22 protein-coding genes, 1 tRNA gene and 2 pseudogenes are annotated in these 21,311 nt (G+C 72.4%); 21 read left to right on the plus strand and 4 right to left on the minus strand.

Annotation, left to right across the window (positions count from 1 at the left end):
- Positions 1-18 precede the first annotated feature (18 nt).
- The 17 genes from ACH47Z_RS08915 to ACH47Z_RS08995 are packed head-to-tail and all read left to right on the plus strand — an operon-like array spanning position 19 to position 14,482.
- The gene (locus tag ACH47Z_RS08915; RefSeq protein ID WP_399072071.1) at positions 19-1,398 is read left to right on the plus strand and encodes an MFS transporter; all 1,380 of its coding nucleotides are present in this window, start codon (positions 19-21) and stop codon (positions 1,396-1,398) included.
- A 1-nt stretch (position 1,399) separates the two neighbouring features.
- Positions 1,400-2,437, plus strand: coding sequence for a ketoacyl-ACP synthase III family protein (locus ACH47Z_RS08920; RefSeq protein WP_399072073.1), 1,038 nt, complete (start codon positions 1,400-1,402; stop codon positions 2,435-2,437).
- Between the two features lie 47 nt (positions 2,438-2,484).
- On the plus strand, positions 2,485-2,766 hold the full coding sequence (locus tag ACH47Z_RS08925) for an acyl carrier protein (protein WP_399072075.1): 282 nt from the start codon (positions 2,485-2,487) through the stop codon (positions 2,764-2,766).
- Positions 2,763-4,019 (plus strand): beta-ketoacyl-[acyl-carrier-protein] synthase family protein, encoded by a 1,257-nt coding sequence (locus ACH47Z_RS08930; protein WP_399072077.1) that lies wholly within the window; start codon positions 2,763-2,765, stop codon positions 4,017-4,019. The genes ACH47Z_RS08925 and ACH47Z_RS08930 overlap by 4 nt, the downstream gene beginning before the upstream one ends.
- Positions 4,016-5,104 carry a beta-ketoacyl synthase N-terminal-like domain-containing protein gene (locus ACH47Z_RS08935; RefSeq protein ID WP_399072080.1) on the plus strand — a complete coding sequence of 363 codons (1,089 nt, stop codon included), beginning with the start codon at positions 4,016-4,018 and terminating at the stop codon, positions 5,102-5,104. The genes ACH47Z_RS08930 and ACH47Z_RS08935 overlap by 4 nt, the downstream gene beginning before the upstream one ends.
- Positions 5,101-6,051 (plus strand): AfsA-related hotdog domain-containing protein, encoded by a 951-nt coding sequence (locus ACH47Z_RS08940; protein ID WP_399072082.1) that lies wholly within the window; start codon positions 5,101-5,103, stop codon positions 6,049-6,051. Before ACH47Z_RS08935 ends, ACH47Z_RS08940 begins: the two co-directional genes overlap by 4 nt.
- Positions 6,048-6,725 carry an HAD-IA family hydrolase gene (locus tag ACH47Z_RS08945; RefSeq protein ID WP_399072085.1) on the plus strand — a complete coding sequence of 226 codons (678 nt, stop codon included), beginning with the start codon at positions 6,048-6,050 and terminating at the stop codon, positions 6,723-6,725. Before ACH47Z_RS08940 ends, ACH47Z_RS08945 begins: the two co-directional genes overlap by 4 nt.
- Positions 6,725-7,435, plus strand: a complete 711-nt coding sequence (locus tag ACH47Z_RS08950) for an SDR family oxidoreductase (protein WP_399072088.1) — start codon at positions 6,725-6,727, stop codon at positions 7,433-7,435. Before ACH47Z_RS08945 ends, ACH47Z_RS08950 begins: the two co-directional genes overlap by 1 nt.
- Positions 7,435-7,839 carry a hypothetical protein gene (locus ACH47Z_RS08955; protein WP_399072090.1) on the plus strand — a complete coding sequence of 135 codons (405 nt, stop codon included), beginning with the start codon at positions 7,435-7,437 and terminating at the stop codon, positions 7,837-7,839. The genes ACH47Z_RS08950 and ACH47Z_RS08955 overlap by 1 nt, the downstream gene beginning before the upstream one ends.
- Positions 7,836-8,321, plus strand: a complete 486-nt coding sequence (locus tag ACH47Z_RS08960; protein WP_399072092.1) for a 3-hydroxyacyl-ACP dehydratase FabZ family protein — start codon at positions 7,836-7,838, stop codon at positions 8,319-8,321. The genes ACH47Z_RS08955 and ACH47Z_RS08960 overlap by 4 nt, the downstream gene beginning before the upstream one ends.
- A 34-nt stretch (positions 8,322-8,355) precedes the next feature.
- Complete coding sequence (locus tag ACH47Z_RS08965) at positions 8,356-9,324, plus strand: ACP S-malonyltransferase (RefSeq protein WP_399072094.1); 969 nt, start codon at positions 8,356-8,358, stop codon at positions 9,322-9,324.
- A 33-nt stretch (positions 9,325-9,357) separates the two neighbouring features.
- Positions 9,358-10,902 carry an acyl-CoA carboxylase subunit beta gene (locus ACH47Z_RS08970; RefSeq protein WP_399072096.1) on the plus strand — a complete coding sequence of 515 codons (1,545 nt, stop codon included), beginning with the start codon at positions 9,358-9,360 and terminating at the stop codon, positions 10,900-10,902.
- Positions 10,903-10,933: 31 nt separating this feature from the next.
- Positions 10,934-11,143, plus strand: coding sequence for an acyl-CoA carboxylase subunit epsilon (locus ACH47Z_RS08975; RefSeq protein WP_399072098.1), 210 nt, complete (start codon positions 10,934-10,936; stop codon positions 11,141-11,143).
- Between the two features lie 13 nt (positions 11,144-11,156).
- The gene (locus tag ACH47Z_RS08980) at positions 11,157-11,303 is read left to right on the plus strand and encodes a hypothetical protein (RefSeq protein ID WP_399072100.1); all 147 of its coding nucleotides are present in this window, start codon (positions 11,157-11,159) and stop codon (positions 11,301-11,303) included.
- Positions 11,304-11,328: 25 nt separating this feature from the next.
- Positions 11,329-13,104 carry a biotin carboxylase N-terminal domain-containing protein gene (locus ACH47Z_RS08985; RefSeq protein WP_399072338.1) on the plus strand — a complete coding sequence of 592 codons (1,776 nt, stop codon included), beginning with the start codon at positions 11,329-11,331 and terminating at the stop codon, positions 13,102-13,104.
- Positions 13,105-13,108: 4 nt separating this feature from the next.
- The gene (locus ACH47Z_RS08990) at positions 13,109-13,915 is read left to right on the plus strand and encodes a 4'-phosphopantetheinyl transferase (RefSeq protein ID WP_399072102.1); all 807 of its coding nucleotides are present in this window, start codon (positions 13,109-13,111) and stop codon (positions 13,913-13,915) included.
- Positions 13,916-13,972: 57 nt separating this feature from the next.
- Complete coding sequence (locus tag ACH47Z_RS08995; RefSeq protein WP_399072104.1) at positions 13,973-14,482, plus strand: SRPBCC family protein; 510 nt, start codon at positions 13,973-13,975, stop codon at positions 14,480-14,482.
- 168 nt (positions 14,483-14,650) lie between these two features.
- Here ACH47Z_RS08995 and ACH47Z_RS09000 read toward each other — a convergent pair whose 3' ends face one another.
- From ACH47Z_RS09000 to ACH47Z_RS09010, 3 genes and pseudogenes are all read right to left on the minus strand, one after another.
- Complete coding sequence (locus ACH47Z_RS09000) at positions 14,651-15,154, minus strand: hypothetical protein (protein ID WP_399072106.1); 504 nt, start codon at positions 15,152-15,154, stop codon at positions 14,651-14,653.
- A gap of 88 nt (positions 15,155-15,242) precedes the next feature.
- Positions 15,243-15,605 (minus strand): annotated as a pseudogene (locus ACH47Z_RS09005) (UTRA domain-containing protein); the annotation flags it as partial.
- A 1-nt stretch (position 15,606) separates the two neighbouring features.
- Positions 15,607-15,720: pseudogene (locus tag ACH47Z_RS09010) on the minus strand (IS5/IS1182 family transposase); the annotation flags it as partial.
- Between ACH47Z_RS09010 and ACH47Z_RS09015 the strand changes: the two are divergent.
- Positions 15,675-15,917: a hypothetical protein gene (locus ACH47Z_RS09015; RefSeq protein WP_399072108.1), complete on the plus strand. Its 243-nt coding sequence runs from the start codon at positions 15,675-15,677 to the stop codon at positions 15,915-15,917. The pseudogene ACH47Z_RS09010 and the gene ACH47Z_RS09015 sit on opposite strands and share 46 nt — an antisense overlap.
- Before the next feature lie 175 nt (positions 15,918-16,092).
- Here ACH47Z_RS09015 and ACH47Z_RS09020 read toward each other — a convergent pair.
- Positions 16,093-16,165, minus strand: a tRNA-Arg gene (locus ACH47Z_RS09020).
- 274 nt (positions 16,166-16,439) lie between these two features.
- Between ACH47Z_RS09020 and ACH47Z_RS09025 the strand changes: the two genes are divergently transcribed.
- The 3 genes from ACH47Z_RS09025 to ACH47Z_RS09035 all read left to right on the plus strand — a co-directional run bounded on the left by ACH47Z_RS09025 (position 16,440) and on the right by ACH47Z_RS09035 (position 21,076).
- The gene (locus ACH47Z_RS09025; RefSeq protein WP_399072110.1) at positions 16,440-18,047 is read left to right on the plus strand and encodes a dynamin family protein; all 1,608 of its coding nucleotides are present in this window, start codon (positions 16,440-16,442) and stop codon (positions 18,045-18,047) included.
- Positions 18,048-18,050: 3 nt separating this feature from the next.
- A complete protein-coding gene (locus ACH47Z_RS09030; protein WP_399072112.1) occupies positions 18,051-20,330 on the plus strand; it encodes a GTPase in 2,280 nt (759 codons plus the stop codon).
- A gap of 266 nt (positions 20,331-20,596) precedes the next feature.
- The gene (locus ACH47Z_RS09035) at positions 20,597-21,076 is read left to right on the plus strand and encodes a single-stranded DNA-binding protein (RefSeq protein ID WP_399072114.1); all 480 of its coding nucleotides are present in this window, start codon (positions 20,597-20,599) and stop codon (positions 21,074-21,076) included.
- The last annotated feature ends 235 nt before the right edge of the window (positions 21,077-21,311 follow it).

Below are 21,311 nucleotides of genomic sequence, written 5' to 3' on the forward strand. Positions count from 1 at the left end.
CGCCAGACGCAATCGACCATGGGCACGCTGGGACTGACCATCGTCCTGGTCGCCGCGGCCCTGACGATGATCGACGCGTCGATCGTCAACGTCGCCCTGCCGTCGATCCAGTCGACCCTGCACACCGACGCCTCGGTGTCGCAGTTCGTGGTCAGCGGCTATGTCATCGCCTACGCCATCCTTCTGGTGCTGGGCGGCAAACTCGGTGACCGCTACGGCCGCCGGCGCCTGTTGCAGGTCGGCGTCACGGCGTTCACCCTGACCTCGCTGGCCTGCGGGCTGGCACCGAACATCGACTCCCTGATCGTGGCCCGGGTCCTGCAGGGCGGATCGGCGGCCTTCCTGCTCCCGCAGGCGCTCTCCACGATCCAGACCTCCCTGGCCGACTCGGCCAAGACCCGCGCCATCGGCCTGTACGGCGCGATCGGCGGCCTGTCGGCCGCGGCCGGCCAGCTGCTCGGCGGCGTCCTCGTCTGGGCGAACATCGCGGGCCTGGAATGGCGGCCCATCTTCCTGGTGAACGTGCCGCTGGGCATCCTGGCCCTGATCGGCGCCAAGGCCCAGGTGCCCGACACCAAGGCCGCCGCCAACCAGCCCATGGACCTCGGCGGCACGGTCCTCCTCGGCGTCGGCGTGCTCGCGCTGCTGATCCCGCTGAGCATCGGCCGGCAGGTGCACTGGGCGGTGTGGTGCTGGGCGCTGATCGCGCTCGCGGTGGTCGCCGGCGTCGTACTGTGGCGCTACGAGCGCAAGCTGGAGCAGCAGGGGCGCACCCCGCTGATCCCGCCGTCCCTGGTCCGGCTGCGTCCGGTCAACCGCGGTCTGCTCGTCCTCGGCTCCGGCTTCCTGGTCTTCAGCGGCTTCTCCTTCGCGGTCCCGCTCGCGCTCCAGGACGGCAACGGCATGAGCGCGGTGGAGTCGGGTCTGACGGTGGCCCCGCTGGCCGTGGGCGCCTTCCTGGGCTCGCTACGGGCGCCGAAGGTCATGGGCACGTTCGGCATGCGCACCGTGAACGTCGGCGGCGGCTTCCTCGTCGCCGGTCTGGCCCTGCTGATCGTCGCCGCCAAGGCGTGGTGGCCGCACGTGCACTTCTACGAGCTGGTCGTCGCGATGTTCCTCATCGGTGTCGGCAACGGGCTGTTCATCCCGCCGGTGTTCCGTACGATCCTCACCGCCCTGCCGCCGGACCAGGCCGGCGCGGGCAGCGGGATCATGTCGACCACCCAGCAGACCTCGGTCGCCGTCGGCACGGCGGTCCTGGGCCAGGTGTTCATCAGCTTCGCCGCCGGCGGCGACATGAACCTCGGGTTCGTCACCGTGACCGCGGCCTACCTCGTGGTCGGCGCCCTGCTCCTCCTCTTCGGCGGCGCGGCCCTCACCCAGAAGACCGGGGACTGACATGTTCATCGGCGACCTGTACCTCAACGGCTGCGCGGTGTCCTATCCCGCCACGCGCGTCCCGGTGGCCGAGGCACTGGCGCAAGGGCTGGTCCGCGACGTCGACGAGACCATCGGCAACCCGGACGTGCCCGTGTTCGACGCGGAAGCGCCGGCCGCCGACATGGCCGTAGAAGCCCTGCGCCAGTCGCTCAAGTCGACCGGCACGGACGCCTCGGACGTGGACCTGCTGATCCACTGCGGCTGGTGGCACCAGGGCTTCGACATCTGGAGCGCGGCGCACTACGTCGCGCACCAGACCGGCGCCCTGGGCGCCGTCCCGATGAATCTCTCGCAGGGGTGCAACGCGCCCATGGCGGCGCTCGAACTCACCGTCCGGGCGATGCGGGCCGACGACGCGATCCGGACCGGCGCCGTCACGGCGGCCGACGCCATGCAGTTCCCGCAGGTCGACCGCTGGAACCTCAACTACGGCTGCGTGCACGGCGACGCGGGCACCGCGATGCTGGTCTCGCGGGAGCCGGCCGCGCGGAACGCGTTCCGTATCGTCTCCATCGCCAGCAAGGCGGCCCCCGAGCTCGAGGAGATGAACCGGGCCGGATACACCGCGACCCCCGGACCCGCGCTGCGGGACGGCGGCCGGGTGGATCTGAAGGCGGCCAAGAAGGCGTACCTCACGCAGTACGGCATGGAGGGGTTCATGGGCCGCTCCCGTGAGGCCCTCACGGGATGCGTGCGCCAGGCCCTTCAGGACGCCGGACTCGACGGCACCGAGAGCCGTATCCGCGTCGTCTCGGTGCCCCGGCTCAGCGGCAAGATCTTCGAGACCGTCTACCGGGCCCAGCTCGCCCCGCTCTTCGGCGCGGAGAAGCTGGTCTGGTGGGGCGACCGGACCGCCCACCTGGGCGTCGCCGACGTCGGCGCGAACATCGAGGACACCCGCGACGAACACGCCCTGGAACCCGGCGACATCACCGTCGTCGTGAACGCGGGCGGCGGCTACACCTGGTCCTGCCTGGTGCTGGAGTCCGTCGCCTGACCCACCCGTCCAAGAAGAAGACACATCTCCCAGAAGGAAAAAGAAAAATGACTACTGCTTTTGTTTCCGACGAGACCATCCGCGAGACCACCCTCGACATCATCGTCGACGAGCTGGAGCTGGACGTCGAGGCCGACGAGGTCGACGGCGCCGCCGACCTGATCGAGTTCTACGGCGCCGACTCCCTCGGCCTGATCCAGGTCCTGGCCCGCGTCAACAAGCAGCTGGGCATCCGGGTGCCCCGCGAGCAGGCCGTCGACCTGCGCACCGTCGAGCTGCTCGTGCAGCGCGTCATCGACATCCGTGACGGCAAGGGCGGCGACCAGTGACGCGCCCGGCACGCCGGGTCGTCGTCACCGGCATGGGATGTGTGAGCAGCATCGGCACCGGCGTCGAGGAGTTCACCGAGGGCATCAAGGCCGGTCTCAGCGGAGTCTCCGAGATCGACTCCTTCGACGCCGGTGACTTCCCGGTCCGGCTGGCCGGCGAGGTGCACGGCTTCGACCCCGCCTCGATCGTGAAGAACATCGACCTCGACGACTGGGGACGTACGGCCCACTTCGCGGCCGCCGCGGCCCGGCTCGCGCTGGACGACTCCGGACTCGACCTCGACGAGGAGACCAGGGCGACGGCGGGCGCGATCATCGGCACCACCAACGGCGAGGCGCCCTCCGTCGACACCCTGACCCACCAGTGGCTGGACGGCGGCCCCAGCACCCTCTCCGCCGACGTGGCCCGCCGGGTCCCGGCCGGCAACATCGCCGCCGCCGCGGCCACGGAACTCGGCCTGTACGGCGAGACCGTCGTCATCCCGACGGCGTGCTCGGCCGCCAACTACGCCATCGGCAGCGCCGCCGACAAGATCATCGCCGGTGAGGCCGACGTGATGGTGGCCGGCGGCGCGGACAGCGTGAACCGCTTCACCCACGCCGGGTTCCTCAGCCTCGGCGCGGTGGCCGACGGGGTGCCCCGGCCGTTCGACCAGGACCGTTCGGGCATCGTCACCGCCGAGGGCGGCGCGGTGCTGGTCCTGGAGGAACTGGAGCACGCCCGGCGGCGCGGCGCCCACATCTACGCCGAACTCCTCGGCTACGGGCTCAGCTGCGACGCCCACCACATCGTCCACCCGGACGCGGAGTCCATCGCCACCTGCATCCGGCGGGCACACACCAACTCGGGCATCGTCGCCGAGGACGTCGACTACATCTGCGCCCACGGCACCGGCACGCCGACCAACGACATCACCGAGGTCACCGCGACCCGGCTGGTGTTCGGCGACGAGCACCCGCCGATGAGCTCCATCAAGTCGATGCTGGGCCACACGATGGGCGCGGCCAGCGGATTCGGCGCGATCGCCTGCTGCAAGGCGATCGAGGACGCCTTCCTGCCGCCCACCATCAACCTGCGCACCGTCGACCCGGCGTTCGGCGAGGGCATCGACTTCGTCGGCAACGGTGCCAAGGGAGCCGCGGTGCGCGTCGCGCAGAACCACGGCTTCGCCTTCGGCGGCAACAACGCCATCACCATTTTCGGCGCCTATGCCGACGGCGAGCCCGTCGGTGCGGGGGAGGGACCGCGATGAGCGCGGCAGCAGAACTCCAGATCTCCGATGTGTCGGTGCTGTCCGCGGCCGGTGTCGGCCTGGACGCCCTGCGCGCCCGGCTCCGTGAGCCGGGCGCGGCCCCCGGCGGCGCCCCCGCCGAGGACACCGCCGCCTACGAGGGCCTGCCCGGCCAGGTCGCGGCCGTGCCGGACTTCACGATCACCGACTATGTGCCGCGCAAGGGCACGAAGAACCTCGACCGCACCACGAAACTCGGCCTCGCCGCCGCCACCCTGCTCAAGCGGTCGCTGAGCGAGCGGGCCGAGATCCCCGACTCCTCCTGGGAGTCCACCGGGATCGCCATGGGCACGGTCGTCGGCAGCCTGCGCAGCAGCGTCGACCTGGACATCGACATCATCGAGGGCAAGGGCACCGACCTCGTCAACCCGGCGGTCTTCCCCAACACCACGATGAACTGCTGCGCCAGCCAGATAGCGATCTGGCACAGCTTCCGCGGCCCGAACTCCACCCTGGCCAACGGCACGGTCAGCGCCCTGTCCGCGCTGCGCTACGCGGCCCGGCTGATCCGCTGCGGGCACGCCGGGCGGATGCTCGTCGGCGGTGTCGAGGAGCTGTCCCCGCACACCGCGTGGGGGATCCGGCTGAAGAAGGAGGTCCAGGAGTCCGTCCTCATCGGCGAGGGCGCCGCCCTGGTCGCCCTCGAACCCGCCGGAGCGGACGCACCGCCGGCCGTGGCCACGGTGACGGCCTGCGAGGTGATGTTCGCCCCGGACCGCACCCAGGCCGGCTACACCGCCGCGCTGCGCCGCGCGGCCGACCGAGCGCGGACGGCCGCCGAGGCCGCGGGCACCACCATCGGCCTGGTCCTGCCCGGAAACGTCGGAACGGCCCTGCAGAGCGCCGAGGAGTCGGCCCTCGACGGCTTCGACGCCGAGCGCGTGGACGTGCGGGCCGCGGTCGGCGAGTGCGGCGGCGCGCTCGGCGCCATGCAGCTCGCCGCCGCGGTGGCCCTCGGCCGGCCCGGCACCGGCGTGCTCCTCACCGGGATCGACGAATCCGGGGCGGTGGCCGCGGCCGTGCTCACCATCGAGGAGCGCGCATGAGCGCCCTGACCGCCCCCGCCCGGGTTCGCCGGGAGCTGGTCCACCGCGCCAACGAGCAGGAGATCCTGGTCTCGCCGCCCTGGCGGGCCGGGGACGGCGGATACGGCGGTACGACGGTCACGACGGCCCTCAGCCCGTACTACCGCGACCACCCCGGAACGCACTGGCTGGACGCCCTGCTGCTGATCGAGGCCTGCCGGCAGGCGGCGCTCAGCGCGGCGCACGAGTTCGAGGACCTCTCGCCCGACATCGCGTTCTTCTTCAACTCGATCGAGATGGAGATCACCGACGCCGAGCAACTGGCGCTCCTCAAGGATGAGTTGACGATCCTGTCGGAGTTCGGGGAACTCCGGTTGCGCGGCGACGGCTCGCCGAAGCAGATCACGTACGACCAGCGCGGCACGGACAGTTCGGGCCGCACCGTCGTACGTACGTCGATGGCGGTGCAGGGCCTGCCCAAGGGCCGCTACCCGGAGCTGCGGGCCTACCAGCGGGGCGGCTCGGCCGCGCCGACCACCGCGGGCCTGCGCTCCGGCGCCGGCCCCCGGCCGGCCCTCGGCTCGCCGGAGAGCGTGGGCCGTACCGAGGCCGCCAACGTGGCGATCGCCGGCGTACGGTCCGAGGGAGGCACCCTGGTCGCGGACCTCGCCCCGGACTTCGCCAACGCCAGCCTCTTCGACCACGACTACGACCACTATCCGGCGATGGTGCTCATCGAGGCCGGCCGGCAGCTGGCGCTGTCCGGCACGCCGGACCCCGCCGGGCACCTGGTCACCGCGGTGCGCGCCACCTTCGACAACTTCGCCGAACTCGACGCGCCGATCCGGCTCGTGGCCCGGCACGGCGAGCGGTGGGTCGACGTGAACTGCGTCCAGGACGACCTGGTCGTCACCCGGATGTCTCTCGCGCTGGCCCCCGCCCCCGCCGGTGAGGGGCGGGCGCGATGAGGACCGCGATCTGGACCGACTTCCGCGGGGTGCTGACCCCGCCGCTGCGGGAGGGACTGCGCGCCTACTGCGAGGGCAAGCCGTTCACCCCCGAACAGCTCGGGCAGTGCCTGCGCGCCCTCGCCGACCGTCACGGCAGCCCGGACGGGATGGCCGTACTGGACTCCGGGATCCTCTCCGAGCGCCAGTGGACGGCTCAGATCGAGCGGGAGCTGTCCGCCCGGTTCGGCGTGGCGGCGGATCTGTCCGGCCTCGGCACCGAGTGGTGGAGCGACCGCCGGATCGACCCCGAGTGGCTCGCCGCCCTGCGCTCATGGCGGCAGGCGGGCGCCTTCGTGGGCGTGATCTCCAACCTCCCCGTCGACTGGAAGGACCACTTCGCGGACTTCCTCGACTGGGACGGGCTGTTCGACGAGGTCCTGCTCTCCTGCGACCTCCAGGCCCGCAAACCCGACGCCGGGATGTTCCGCCACGCCGAGTCCCGCTCCGGCGTGCCCCCCGAGTCCAACGTCCTCGTCGACGACCTGGACGACAACGTCGCCGGCGCGCGGCGCGCGGGCTGGGTGGGCGTGCTCGGCGGCGGAGGGTCCACGCGTGCCGCCATCGAGCGGATCGACTCGATCGTGCGCTCCGGCGCACCCCAACACCTCGTATCACACCAAGGAGCAGCCTGATGACCAGTCGATCGGTGTTCGTCACGGGAGCCAGCCGGGGCATCGGCGCGGCGATCGCGAGCGATCTGAACAAGCAGGGCTACCGCGTCGTCGGCACCGCCCGCACCACCCGGCCCGACCTCGAGGGCGTCTCCTTCGTCCAGTGCGACGTCCGCGACCCGGAGTCGGTGCGCACGGCGGTGGAGCAGGCCCGCGAGATCGTCGGCGAGATCGACATCGTCGTGAACTGCGCCGGCATCATGAACGACGGCCTGCTGCTCACCCAGACCCAGGAGGGCGTCCAGGAGGTCCTCGACACCAACCTCACCGGCTCCATCAACGTGGCCCGCGAGACCGTGCCGGACATGATGGCCAACAAGTGGGGCCGCCTGGTCTTCGTCTCCTCCATCGTCGCGCTGTGGGGCTCGCCCGGCCAGGTCAACTACTCGGCCTCCAAGAGCGGCCTGATCGGCGTCGCCCGCTCGCTCGCCTGGGAACTCGGACGCGCCGGGATCACCTCCAACGTCGTCCTGCCGGGCCTGATCGAGACCGACATGATCGCCGAGCTGTCCGACCGGCGGCGCAAGGAGATCGTCTCCCAGACGGCGCTGCGCCGCACCGGCCGGCCCGAGGAGGTGGCCGCCCTGGTCTCCTTCCTCGTCTCCGAGGACGCCGGGTTCATCACCGGCGCCTCGATCCCGATCGGCGGCGGCGTCGGCATGGGCGTGTGATGAGCGCGACGACGATTCCCGTACGGTCCGACGCGCGCCGGATGCCGCTGGTGGCCGTGGACGACGTCGAGGCGGTCGAGGGAGGCTTCATCGGCCGCAAGACCGTCACCACCGCCGACCCCTATCTCGCCGGGCACTTCCCGTCCCTGACGGTGTATCCCGGTGTGTTCCTGATCGAGAGCCTCCAGCAGATGCTCGAACTGCACCTCGACGGCGCCCTGGGAGGTATCGAGCTGGTGGAGCTCGGCTCGGTCCGCTTCAGCCGCCCGGCGCTGGCCGGCGACGCGGTGGTGTTCGAGGTCGCGGTCAGCGGAGACCGTACGGCCCTGGTCACCAAGGCGGTGTGCAGCAGCGGCGGTCAGCGCCTCGCCCGCATCACCGCGACGTGGAGGAGCCGGACATGACGACGCGGACCGAGAACCCGGCGCTGCCCGACCCCGGGGACCTGCTGCCCTACGGCTACCCGGCCCTCCAGGTCGACCGGATCGTCCGGCACACGCCGGGCGCCCTCGAGGCCACGAAGGCCGTGACCTACCACGAGCTGGACGCCCACCTGGGCCGCTCCCGGCCGGGCCGGTTCCCCGCCAGCCTCACCCTGGAGTCGTTCCTCCAGGCCTGCGGGCTGCTCCTGATGCGCGAGTCCGACCCGGGCGACCGCCAGCTGCTGATCTTCGGGTCGGCGCGCGGGGTGCGGGTCACCGACGCCGTACAGGCCGGTGAACTGCTCGTGCACTCCGTGGAGTTGATCGACCGGGACGAGGAGACGGCCACGTTCTCCGGAGTGTCCCGGGCCGGGGACGGCCGCACCGTCCTCGAAGTCGAACGTGCCATCACCCTGCTGCGCCCCGCCGACTCGTTCGAGGGCCCAGCGGACAGCGGCAGCTGACAGCTACGAGATCTGCGAAACGGAGGATTCGGTGGTGTACCACTACGTCGTGACCGCCCCGGGACAGGGAGTCCAGCGGCCCGGGATGCTCGATCCCTGGCTGGACGCCGTCCCCGGGGCACCCGCCCTCGTCGCCGACTGGTCGCGGGCCGCGGGCTTCGACCTGGTCGAGGCCGGCCGTGACGAGGTCCTGCTGGCCGACACGGCCTACGCCCAGCCCCTGATCGTCGCCGCGTCCCTGCTGGCGCACCAACTGCTCCGCGACAGGCTGCCGTCGGGCGCGGGCGAGGTGCTCTTCGCGGGCCACTCGGTCGGCGAGCTGGCCGCCGCGGCGGGCGCGGGCTGCCTCAGCCCGCGGGACGCGGTCGCCCTCGCCCGGGTGCGCGGCGCGGCGATGTCGGCGGCCTGCGCGGTGGCGCCGACCGGCATGGCCGCGGTGATGCCGTCCAAGCGGAACCCCGCCTCGGACGAGGAGATCGTCGCCGCGGTCGCCGCGGTGGGCCTGACGGTGGCCAACTTCAACGGCAGCCACCAGTTCGTGGCGGCGGGACCGGCCGACCTGGTCGAGGCCCTCGCCGACGCCCCGCCGCCGGGCACCCGGGTCTCGCCGCTCGCCGTCGCCGGTGCCTTCCACACCGAGGCCATGGCGCCGGCGGTGGCGCGGTTCGCCCGCGCGATCGAGGGAGTCCGGATCACGGAACCGGCCTCGGCGCTGCTGGGCAACGGCGACGGCGCGCTGCTCGCCGGCCCGGAGGACCTGCGCCGCCGGCTGATCACCCAGATCACCTCGCCGGTCCGCTGGGACCTGTGCGCGCGGGCGATCGCCCGCCATGCCCCCGACGCGCTGCACATCGAGCTGGCGCCGGCGGGTCCGCTCACCCGCCTGCTCCAGCGGGCCCGCCCCGAGGCACGCGCCGTCGCCCTGGGCGTCCCGGAGGACCTCGACCGCGTCCTGGTCGAGGCCGCCACGACCGCTGAGCCCGTGCTGGTGGGCGCGCGATGACGACCACGGAGAAGAACGACGGGGGAGGACCTGATGCGTAGTGGTGTCGAGGAGCTGACGAGCCTCAGGCGCGAGATCACCGAGGGCCCGGACCCGGCTGCCACCCAACGCCAGCGTGACAAGGGCAAGTTGACGGCGCGGGAGCGCATCGAGCTGCTGCTGGACCCGGGGTCCTTCCAGGAGGTCGAGCAGCTGCGCCGGCACCGGGCCACCGGGTTCGGCCTGGAGGCGAAGAAGCCGCACACGGACGGTGTCATCACCGGCTGGGGCACGGTGGAAGGCCGTACGGTCTTCGTGTACGCGCACGACTTCCGGATCTTCGGCGGCGCGCTCGGTGAGGCGCACGCCGAGAAGATCCACAAGATCATGGACATGGCCATCGCGTCGGGCGCGCCCCTGGTGTCCCTGAACGACGGTGCGGGCGCCCGTATCCAGGAGGGTGTCACCGCCCTCGCCGGGTACGGCGGCATCTTCCAGCGCAACACCAGGGCGTCCGGAGTGATCCCGCAGATCAGCGTGATGCTGGGCCCGTGCGCGGGCGGTGCGGCCTACTCGCCGGCCCTGACGGACTTCGTGTTCATGGTCCGTGAGACGTCCCAGATGTTCATCACCGGCCCGGACGTGGTCAAGGCCGTGACCGGCGAGGAGATCAGCCAGAACGGGCTCGGCGGGGCCGACGTCCACGCGGAGACCTCCGGCGTGTGCCACTTCGCGTACGACGACGAGGAGACCTGTCTCGCCGAGGTCCGCTATCTGCTGTCGCTGCTCCCGCAGAACAACCGGGAGAGGCCCCCGGCCGCGACGGCCGACGATCCGGCCGACCGCCGCTGCGACGAACTCCTCGACCTGGTGCCCGCCGACGGCAACCGCCCCTACGACATGCGCGCGGTGATCGAGTCGCTCGTCGACGACGGCGAGTACCTCGAGATCCACGAGCGTTGGGCCGGCAACGTCATCGTCGCCCTGGCCCGCCTCGACGGCCAGACCGTCGGCATCGTGGCCAACCAGCCCCAGTCGCTGGCCGGCGTCCTCGACATCAACGCGTCCGAGAAGGCCGCCCGCTTCGTCCAGATGTGCGACGCCTTCAACATCCCGCTCGTGACGCTCCTCGACGTCCCCGGCTTCCTGCCGGGCGTCGACCAGGAGCACGGCGGCATCATCCGGCACGGCGCCAAGCTGCTGTACGCGTACTGCAACGCCACCGTCCCGCGCATCCAGCTCATCCTGCGCAAGGCCTACGGCGGCGCGTACATCGTCATGGACTCCCGTTCCGTGGGCGCCGACCTGTCGTACGCCTGGCCCACCAACGAGATCGCGGTGATGGGCGCCGAGGGTGCCGCGAACGTGATCTTCCGGCGCCAGATCGCCGGCGCCGACGACCCCGAGGCCATGCGGGCCCGCATGGTCAAGGAGTACAAGGCCGAGCTGATGCACCCCTACTACGCGGCCGAGCGCGGCCTGGTCGACGACGTGATCGACCCCGCCGAGACCCGCGAGGTGCTCATCCGGTCCCTGGCGATGCTGCGGACCAAGCACGCCGACCTGCCCTCGCGCAAGCACGGCAACCCGCCCCAGTGACCCCGCACCCACCCGAACGGAGCTGATCCAGGTGACCACAGCCATCGAGCACACCGCCCCGGCCCCTCTGGTCCGCGTGGAACGCGGCCTGCCCTCCGACGACGAACTCGCGGCCCTGACCGTGGCGTTGCTCTCCCGGGCCGTGATCGCCGGCGCGGGCACCCCCGCCGCCCCGCCCGTCCCCCTGTGGGACCGCCCGGAGCGCCACGCGTCGTACCGCCCGGTCAGCTGGCGGCGCTAGCCGGAGGAGACAAGTGACCGACATGGAAGGGGAGTTGGAGGAGATGGACATGGCCGGAACGCCGATCCAGCCCACGGGGCGGCCCGCGCCGCCGCAGGCGCTGCTGGCAGGGGAGGAGGACGGTGGCGATGAGCCCCACATCCAGCGCGGAATCGACTGAGGCCACGCTCACCGGGGGCGGCGCGATACGCAGGGTACTGATCGCCAACCGCGGCGAGATCGCGGTCCGGGTCGCCCGGGCCTGCCGGGACGCGGGGATCACCTCCGTCGCCGTGTACGCCGAGCCCGACCGGGACGCGCTGCACGTCCGCGCGGCCGACGAGGCCTTCGCCCTGGGCGGTGACACCCCGGCGACCAGTTATCTCCGCATGGACGAGGTCCTGCGCGTGGCACGCGAGTCCGGCGCGGACGCGGTCCACCCCGGCTACGGCTTCCTCTCCGAGAACGCGGAGTTCGCCCAGGCCGTCCTGGATGCGGGCCTGACCTGGATCGGCTCGCCCCCGCAGGCGATCCGCGCCCTGGGTGACAAGGTCGCCGCCCGGCACATCGCGCAACGCGCCGGTGCCCCGCTGGTGGCCGGTACGCCGGACCCGGTGGGCGGCGCCGAGGAGGTCGTGGCGTTCGCCGGGCAGCACGGTCTGCCGATCGCGATCAAGGCGGCCTTCGGAGGTGGCGGACGCGGTCTGAAGGTCGCCCGCACCCTGGAGGAAGTGCCGGAGCTGTACGAGTCGGCGGTGCGTGAGGCGGTGGCCGCCTTCGGCCGGGGCGAGTGCTTCGTGGAGCGCTACCTGGACCGCCCCCGGCACGTGGAGACCCAGTGCCTGGCGGACCGGTACGGCAACGTGGTCGTCGTGTCGACGCGTGACTGCTCGCTGCAACGCCGGCACCAGAAGCTGGTGGAGGAGGCCCCGGCGCCGTTCCTGACCGACGCGCAGAACGAGCAGCTGTACGCCGCCTCCAAGGCGATCCTGCGCGAGGCCGGCTACGTCGGCGCCGGCACCTGTGAGTTCCTGGTCGGGCAGGACGGCACGATCTCCTTCCTGGAGGTCAACACCCGGCTCCAGGTGGAGCATCCGGTGACCGAGGAGGTCGCGGGCATCGACCTGGTCCGTGAGCAGCTGCGCATCGCCGCGGGCGAGGAACTCGGCTACGACGATCCGCCCCTGCGCGGCCACTCCTTCGAGTTCCGCGTCAACGGCGAGGATCCGGGCCGTAACTTCCTGCCCGCTCCCGGCACGGTCACCCGGTGGGATCCGCCGACGGGCCCCGGTGTCCGCCTGGACGCGGGCGTGGAGTCCGGCAGCGTCATCGGTCCGGCGTGGGACTCGCTTCTGGCCAAGCTGATCGTGACGGGCCGTACCCGCAAGGAGGCCCTGGAGCGGGCCCGCCGGGCGCTCGCCGAGTTCCGGGTCGAGGGCATGGCGACGGCGCTCCCCTTCCACCGCGCGGTGGTGAAGGACCCGGCGTTCGCCCCCGAACTCACGGGCTCGGACGGCCCGTTCACGGTGCACACCCGCTGGATCGAGACCGAGTTCGGCAACGACATCGAGCCCTTCGTCCCCGCGGCGGAGGGCGGGGAGGAAGGGCCGGACGGTCGCGAGACCCTCGCGGTCGAGGTCGGTGGCCGGCGGATCGAGGTCCGGGTCCCCGCGTCGCTGGGCGTGCCGAGGGCGCGTACGGCACCAGGAGGCGCGCGCCAGGTCAGGCGCCGCCCCGGTGGCCGCAGGGCGGGCTCCGCCGTCTCGGGCGACACGCTGACGTCCCCGATGCAGGGCACGATCGTCAAGGTCGCCGTGGCGGAGGGCGCGACGGTCGCCGCGGGTGACCTCGTCGTCGTCCTGGAGGCGATGAAGATGGAGCAGCCCATCACCGCCCACAAGGCCGGTACGGTCGTCGATCTCCTGGTCCGGCCCGGCGTGGCGCTCACCGCCGACGCCGCGATCTGCGCGATCAAGGAGTGAGGCGATGACGACGTACCAGCAGACAGGCGTGCTGCTGCGCCCGGTGTCCGCCGCTCCTGAACTCGCAGGCACGGGAGGGGGATTGATGGCCTCGCTGCTGCCGCCCCGGGTGGTGGCCGCGGAGACGTTCGGGCACGGGGACGAGGACTGGTGGGGAGCGCTGCTGCCCGCCGAGGCACGGCTGATGGCGGGCGCGGGAGCCAAACGGCGGCGGGACTTCGCCGGGGTACGGGTGTGCGCCCGGCGCGCGCTGCGGGTCCTCGGCTACGCGCCGGTGCCCGTGCTGCCGGGCCCGCGCGGAGAACCGCGCTGGCCGGCGGGTGTCGTGGGCTCGATGACGCACTGCGCGGGCTACCGGGCGGCGGTGGTCGCCCGCCCCGAGGCGGGCCTGGCCGGGCTCGGCATCGACGCCGAGCCGCACGCCCCGCTCTCGCCGGACGTGCTGGAGATGGTCGCGAGCCCCGCCGAGCGCGCGCATGTGGCGATGCTGGCCGGCGGCCGGCCGCGGGTGCACTGGGGGACCGTCCTGTTCTGCGTGAAGGAGGCGGTCTTCAAGGCGTGGTACCCGCTGGCCCACACCGAACTCGGCTTCCTGGAGGCGGAGGTGGCCTTCCAGGTGGACGGCGACGGCTCCTCCGGGGGCGTCACGGCCGCGGTGCGCCGGCCGGGCCCGTTCGCCGCCGTCTCGGGCCGGTGGCGCGTCGCCGATGGCGTGATCGCGACCGCGGTCGTGGCGGAGGCGGCCGCCGCCTGGAAGTCCGGACAGCACCCCTCCCGCGCCGCACCGCCCGGCGAACACCCCGCGGCCTGAGCCCCGCGACCCACCCCTGTTTTCCCATCAACCCACCATGTCCAGGAGGAAGAAACGATGCGTCTCGCCGATGCCCGTGTGGAGTGCGTGACCGAGATCGAAGCCGCGCCGCAGCGGGTGTGGGAACTGGTCTCGGACATCTCCACCTCGGCCCGGCACAGCCCGGAACTGCAGGAGGTGGAGTGGCTCGACGGAGCCGAGGGGCCCGCGGTCGGCGCCTGCTTCTCCGGCCGCAACCGCAACAGCGGGATGGGGGAGTGGCGTACCGTCAGCCGGGTCGCCCAGATGTCGGAGCAGCGCCTCTTCGAGTGGGAGGTCGTCCGCTACAACGACCGGCGCCACGGCGAGCCGCTGGCCGTCTGGACGTACACCCTGGAACCCCTCGCGGACGGCTCCGGCACCCGCCTTCGCCACGGCATGCGCTTCGGCGCGGCCCGCGGCCCGATGCACGACGCGGTCGAGCGGTACCCGGACCGCGAGGAACAGATCATCGACGGCCGCCTCGCCCTGCTGCGCACCGGCATCGAACGGACCCTGGCCGGGGTGAAGGCCGAGGCGGAGGCGTAACGGGGAGCGGGCCCCCGTCCGCACTCCGCCCTTGATCATCAAGAGGGCGTACGGGGCTTCGTCGTGGTCAGTACTACCCGCCCTGACCAGCACGAAGCCCTTCCCCGGGGGGGTGATGTCAGACGTGGATGTCAGAAGTCGCTCTGTGAGCAGCGGCTGAGACATGCTCTAGTCCCCGCAGAACTTCTTCTCCGCCGCGGCCGCGCCGTCCCTGAACCCTTCCCGGAAGTTCGCGTTGACCGTGACGCGCTGCAGCTGCTGCACGTCGCAGTCGCTCTTCATGGCCGCGTAACCCGCCTTGTAGCCTGCCGCGTACTGCTCCTGGGCGCTCTGGCGTCCCCCTTGCTCGGCTGTGCCGCACCTGACCTCGGGGCCGCCGACCTGCTGGGCAGTGATGGTGCCGCTGGCATTGGTGATCGTCGCGGAGAAGTTTCCGCCGTCGTCCGTCCGCTCGGTGCCCTGGGCCCCGTGCGCGGACTCGATGAATACGGCCTTGTCCGGCTCGAAGCCCTCGCCGACGACCGCCAGGCTCGCCCGACCGTCGGCCCGCGAGACACCGCAGGTGGGCGACGCCGCCGCAGCCGGCGAGGCGGCAAGCTCCACTGCCCCCGCTGTCAACGACGACACCACCAGGGGGACCAGCACCGCCAGGCGTACGCATCGACCGTTCATAGGAAGGCTCCTACGTGGCTCGTCCCCCTTCGGCCCCTGCCCTCCAGCGTCTCTCCGACGGTAAGGGGTGTCAAAACGGGGACAAATCCTAGCGGTTGATCGGGATCTCGTACACGATCTCGCAGTGGGCGGCGGGCACCACGATGTCCGCCGTCTCCACGGGCCGCCCTTGGTCGCTGTAGTACGTCCGCCGGGTGTGCGTGACGAGGGCGGCCTTCTGGATGCCCAGGAGTGATGCCTCCTCGGCGGTCGCCTGCCTCGGCTCCGGCTGCTCCACGGCGTGGCTGACGGTGACGCCGATCGCGGCCATGCGGTTCACGACACCTGCCCCAGCGTGCGGCCCTCCCTCGGGGAGTACGACGAGAGTGCCGGCGGTGAGGTCATACGGCTCCCAACTCGTCGACAGCTGCACCGGCCGGCCGTCGGCCAGGAACTCGTAGGTCGTCCGGACGCGCCTTGTCTGCGAGGACTGCCGCTGGCCGGGTCCGGGGCCGTCCACGCCGTCGGGGAACACGCAGCCGTGCCATCACGTCAGCGAAGGCAGGCGCGTCACCGGCCTGTCCGGCGGGACCGGAACACGCGTCTGACGAAGTGGCTCAACGACGGCATCCCGCCCGCCCAGGTGGCCGAGTGGGCCGGGAACAGCGTCGCCGTGCTCCTGGCGACCTACGCCCGATGCGTCGACGGGCAGCTGCCGGATCTCAAACGGCGGCTGGAAGCCGCGGGCGACCTTCCTGAGGCGGAGGTGCCGGGCGCTGGCTGATCTTCCACCGGTCGAGAACTTCGACACGTATTCGACACGGCCACCCGCGAAAACCCGGTGACAGCCGGACAGCCCCGGACCGCGCCCTTGATCACCAAGGGGGTCTCCGGGGCTGACCTGTGTCGCGTGAAACCGTCTCTGACCAGCAAAAAGCCCTCCCGAGGGAGGGCTCGGGCGCCCCCGGCAGGACTCGAACCTGCGGCCAAGCGCTTAGAAGGCGCCTGCTCTATCCACTGAGCTACGGGGGCCTGGTGGCGGGACCAAGGATAAAGGCTCCCTGTTCCTCGACCCTGTCGCTTCGCCTCCGTGGCTCGATGTGGAGGTTCGGTGAAGCGGTCCTGATAATCGCAGGCAGGTACGAATCGTGCACCGCTTTTGGCGTCCGACGCACCGGGTGTTGTGCACTCGTTATGCCTGGACTGTGCCCGCGCCCCAGTAGTCCCGTCTGTCTGTTCTGTTCCGTCGGCGCGCAGACATGTCCATATGCTTCAGAATTCCCTCAAAATTGGGCATTCTTCGCATGTGGTGACCTTGGACGTACGGCCTCAACTGCTCGACACACTCTCCGCGCTGCGCGACCGTGTCGCCGCCGCACGCTTTCCGCTGCCCCTGGCCGGGGCCCCACGCGCGCGTGCCAACCGCGACGAACTCCTCGCGCAGCTCGACGACTACCTGGTACCCCGGCTACGAGAACCCGAGGCGCCCCTGCTGGCCGTCGTCGGCGGCTCCACCGGCGCCGGCAAGTCGACGCTCGTCAACTCCCTCGTCGGCCGCAAGGTCAGCGAGGCCGGCGTGCTGCGGCCGACGACCCGGACACCGGTCCTCGTCTGCCATCCCGACGATCAGCACTGGTTCAGCCGGATGCGGGTCCTGCCCGACCTCGCGCGCGCGTGGTCGCCCCGGCCGGATGCCGTGGACGACCTCCTGCTCCCCGGTGAGAACCCCGCGCGCGTGCTGCGCCTCGAGACCGCCGAGACCCTCCCGCGCGGACTCGCCCTCCTCGACGCCCCCGACATCGACTCCCTCGTCGCCGACAACCGGGTCCTCGCCGCCGAACTGATCTGCGCCGCCGACATCTGGATCATGGTCACCACGGCCGCCCGCTACGCCGACGCCGTCCCCTGGCACCTGCTGCGCACTGCCAAGGAGTACGACGCCGCCCTCGTGACCGTCCTGGACCGGGTTCCCCACCAGGTCGTCTCCGAGGTCTCCCGGCAGTACGGCGCCCTGCTCACCAAGGCCGGGCTCGGCGACGTACCCCGCTTCACCGTGCCCGAACTGCCCGAGTCCGCCTGGGGCGCCGGACTGCTGCCCGCCACCGCCGTCGCGCCCCTGAAGCACTGGCTCGTCCAGCACGCCCAGGAGCCCGCCGCCCGCCGGCAGGTCATGGCCCGTACCGCCTACGGCCTGCTCGACTCGCTCAACTCCCGCATGCCCGAGCTGGCCGGCGCAGCCGCCGCCCAGTACGCCGCCGCCCTGCGCCTCACCTCCGCCGTCGACACCGCCTACGACAGCGAGCACGCGCGCGTACGCGGCAGGCTCCAGTCCGGCGCCGTACTCGCCGGGGACGCCCTCAAACGCTGGCGGGCCTTCCCGCTGGACTGCACCGCCGGGGAACTCCTCGACGCGCTCGTGGAGAGCCTGGTCGCCCTGCTGCTGTGTTCCGTCACCGCCGCGGACGAACGCGTCGATGACGCCTGGCGACGTGAGCCCGCCGGCGCCGACCCGGCCCTCGCCGCCGGCGAGTCCACCGTGGAGAGCGCCGAGCACCGCATCGGCCTCGCCGTACGGCGCTGGCGGCGCGAGCTGGAGGAGTACGCCGAGGAGGAGTCGCGCGACCTGGAGCGCTCCACCACCCCCGATCCGGAGGCCCTCGCCGCGCTGGTCGCCACCGCGCTGCTGGGCGGCCGCCGGGCACGCACCGCCGGCGAGGGGCTCGCCGAGCGGCTCGGCGCCCACGGCGCGCTGCGGCTGCGCGACCGGGCCGGACGGCTCCTGGGCGACCACGTGGACCGCGTCCTGCACGCCGAACGCGAGCGGCGCCTCGCCCCGCTCGACGCCCTGGACGTCCACCCCGAGCCCCAGGCCGAACTCATCGCCGCGCTGTCCGTACTGCAGAAGGAGAGGTGACCGGTGACCGCCGTCACTGACCAGGACCACATGGATCACATCGACCACATGGGGCGCATGGAGCGCGACAGCAACAGCCACACCAGCGGGCGCGTGGAGCACGGAGAGGGCGCGGTGGCCGCGGCGGACGGCCGCATCGGCGGCGACGGCGCGGAGACCGAGACCGAGGCCCAGACCCAGACCCAGGCCGAGGACGTGGTGAGCGAGCCGTACGCGCGCGTGCGGGACGACGAGCCGTACGCGCGCGTACGGGACGGCGTGGACACCGTGTACGACCACGACGCCTACGAGGAGGACGAGGGCCAGGACACCGGCGAAGGCGCCGACCTGAACCCGCCTCAGCGCCTGAACCTGGAGAAGACCCTGGATACGGCCGCCGTCCCGTCACTCCAGTTCCACCTCCCGCCCCCGCACCCCCGTACCCCCTTCGGTCTCACCCCCCGCGAGCGCGCCGCGGCCGCCGAACCCGGACCCGAGCCGGTGCGGTCGGCCGAACCGGCGAATTCGGCCGCACCGACGGACCCGGACCCGACGGATCCGACGGACTCCACGGACTCGGCGGAGTCGGCCGAGGCCTGGGACGACGGGCTCATCGCCCGGCGGGTCACGGAGGCCACCGCCGCCGCCCTCGCCGCCGAACGCGCCTCCGTGCTGGACAGCGGCGTCCGCGGCCCGGGCAGCCCGACCCCCGCCCCGCTGGCGTACGAAGGCCCGCTGCGCTCCCGCCTGGACGCGCTGCGCGAGCTGGTCGGGCTCTCCCGCACCCGGCTGGACAGCCATACCCTCGCCGAGGCCGGCCGGGTCCTGGACGAGGCCGCCGCCCGCCGCAGGCTGTCCGGCCGGCACACCGTCGTCGCCATCGCGGGCGCGACCGGCAGCGGCAAGTCGCAGCTGTTCAACGCCCTCGCCGGAGTGGCCATTTCGGAGACCGGGGTACGGCGTCCGACCACGGCCGCGCCCATCGCGTGCAGCTGGAGCGACGGCGCCGCGAGCCTCATCGACCGCCTCGGCATCCCGGGCCGGCTGCGCCGCCGTCCGCTGCAGACCCCGGAGGCCGAGGCGCAGCTGCGCGGGCTGGTCCTGGTCGACCTGCCCGACCACGACTCCGCCGCCGTAGAGCACCGCCAGCAGGTCGACCGCATCCTGAAACTGGTCGACGCGGTGATCTGGGTGGTCGACCCGGAGAAGTACGCCGACGCCGTGCTGCACGAGCGCTATCTGCGGCCCATGGCCGGCCATGCCGAGGTCATGTTCATCGTCCTCAACCAGGTCGACCGGCTGCCCGGCGACGCCGCCGACCAGGTCCTGGACGACCTGCGGCGGCTGCTGGACGAGGACGGCGTCGCACTCGGTGACTACGGCGATTCCGGCGCCACCGTGCTCGCACTGTCCGCGCTGAGCGGCGAGGGCGTCGGCGAACTGCGCGACTCGCTGGGCCAGTTCGTGGCCGAGCGGGGCGCGGCGGCCCGCCGGGTCGCGGCCGACGTGGACGCCGCCGCGGCCGAACTGCGGCCCGTCTACGCCGCGGGGCGGCGCGTCGGCCTCAGCGAGGAGGCGCGCGAGGAGTTCGCCGTGCGGCTCGCGGACGCCGTGGGCGCCACCGCGGCGGGCGAGGCTGCCGAGCGCGCCTGGCTGCGCAACGCCAACCGCGCCTGCGGCACGCCCTGGCTGCGGTTGTGGAACTGGTACCAGCACCGCGGCGAGTCCAGCACCGGCCGGCACCTCGTCCGGACCCAGCAGGCCGACGAGGAGTCCACGGCCCGCCAGCGCGTGGAACAGGCGGTCCGTACGGTGGCCGACCGGGCCTCGGCCGGACTGCCCGTGCCCTGGGCGCAGGCGGTGCGCGAGGCGGCCGTACGCGGATCCCAGGGGCTGTCCGAGGCACTCGACGAACTCGCCGAGCGGGCCGGTCTGCCGCCGGGGCGCCCGCCGCGGCCCGGATGGTGGCCCGCGGCGGTGCTCGCGCAGGCGGCGATGACGCTGGTGCAGGTCGTGGGCGGCCTGTGGCTGGTGGGGCAGATCGTCGGCGTCGTGGCGCCCAACCTGGGGATTCCGGTGCTGCTGATGGTGTGCGGGATCCTCGGCGGGCCGCTCGTGGAGTGGGGCTGCCGGATGGCCGCGAGAGGCCCGGCCCGCCGCTACGGCCAGGACGCGGAACGGCGCCTGCGGGAGGCGGCCGCAAGCTGCGGGCGGGCCCGGGTGCTGGATCCGGTGGCGGCGGAGCTGTTGCGGTACCGCGAGGTGCGGGAGCAGTACGGGAGGGTGGTGCGGGCCGGGGTGTGAGCGGGGTGAAAACCGGGGTTTTCCCCTGTTCCGGGGTGTGAGCGAGGGGGCTGTGGACGGGATTCACTCGTCCGGGTGATGGAGTTTTCCACAGGTGGGGTGGTCGTCCACAGAGCTGAGCGGGCCCGGCCCGGCGGCGGCAGTCTGGGGGTCGCGGCGATCGCGGTGCGGTCGCCGGGACGTACCAGACACAGCCGTACGGGACGGGCCCGTACGCGTGCCGCCCGCCGGCCGGAGGACGCCGGGCGGGGGAGGGGAGCGAGGACATGAACGAGACCATCGTCTGCGTGGTGGGCAACGTGGCGACCCAGCCGGTGTACCGGGAGCTGGCGGCAGGTCCCTCGGTCCGGTTCCGGCTGGCGGTGACCGCGCGCTACTGGGACCGGGAGAAGAGCACCTGGACGGACGGGCACACCAACTTCTTCACGGTGTGGGCCAATCGGCAGCTCGCGGTCAACGTGAAGGCGTCGGTCGAGGTGGGCCAGCCCGTCGTCGTCCAGGGCCGGCTGAAGGTGCGCACGGAGGTGCGCGACGGACAGCAGCAGTGGGCGTCCGCCGACATCGACGCCGTGGCGATCGGCCACGACCTCGCGCGGGGTACGGCGGCCTTCCAGCGCGCGGCCAAGCCGGAGACGCAGCTGACGACGACGAGGCCGGAGCCGAACTGGGAGACACCGCGCCCGCCCGAAGCAAACACGGAACAGGAGCAGCCTCAACCGACCCAGGAACCAGCGCTGGTGACGTGACGTCAGCGGATGCGGATGGGCACGAAGTGGCGCCACTGGACGCGCCCAACACTCCACACGAACCGGTGGATTTGTCGATATGCCCAGCTCATGGACGGTCCCGGCGATAACGATTCCGGATCGGATCGGCCATCGGATCATCCGACCGGCAGGAGAGGCTCCGAGTGATCCATAGGATGCCGGGCATGCCCCTCGGGGCCGCCGATTCTGCTGGTGGGACCGTCCCCCATGTCCA

It is taken from the genome of Streptomyces sp. NPDC020192, from assembly GCF_044388685.1.
Lineage (GTDB): Bacteria > Actinomycetota > Actinomycetes > Streptomycetales > Streptomycetaceae > Streptomyces.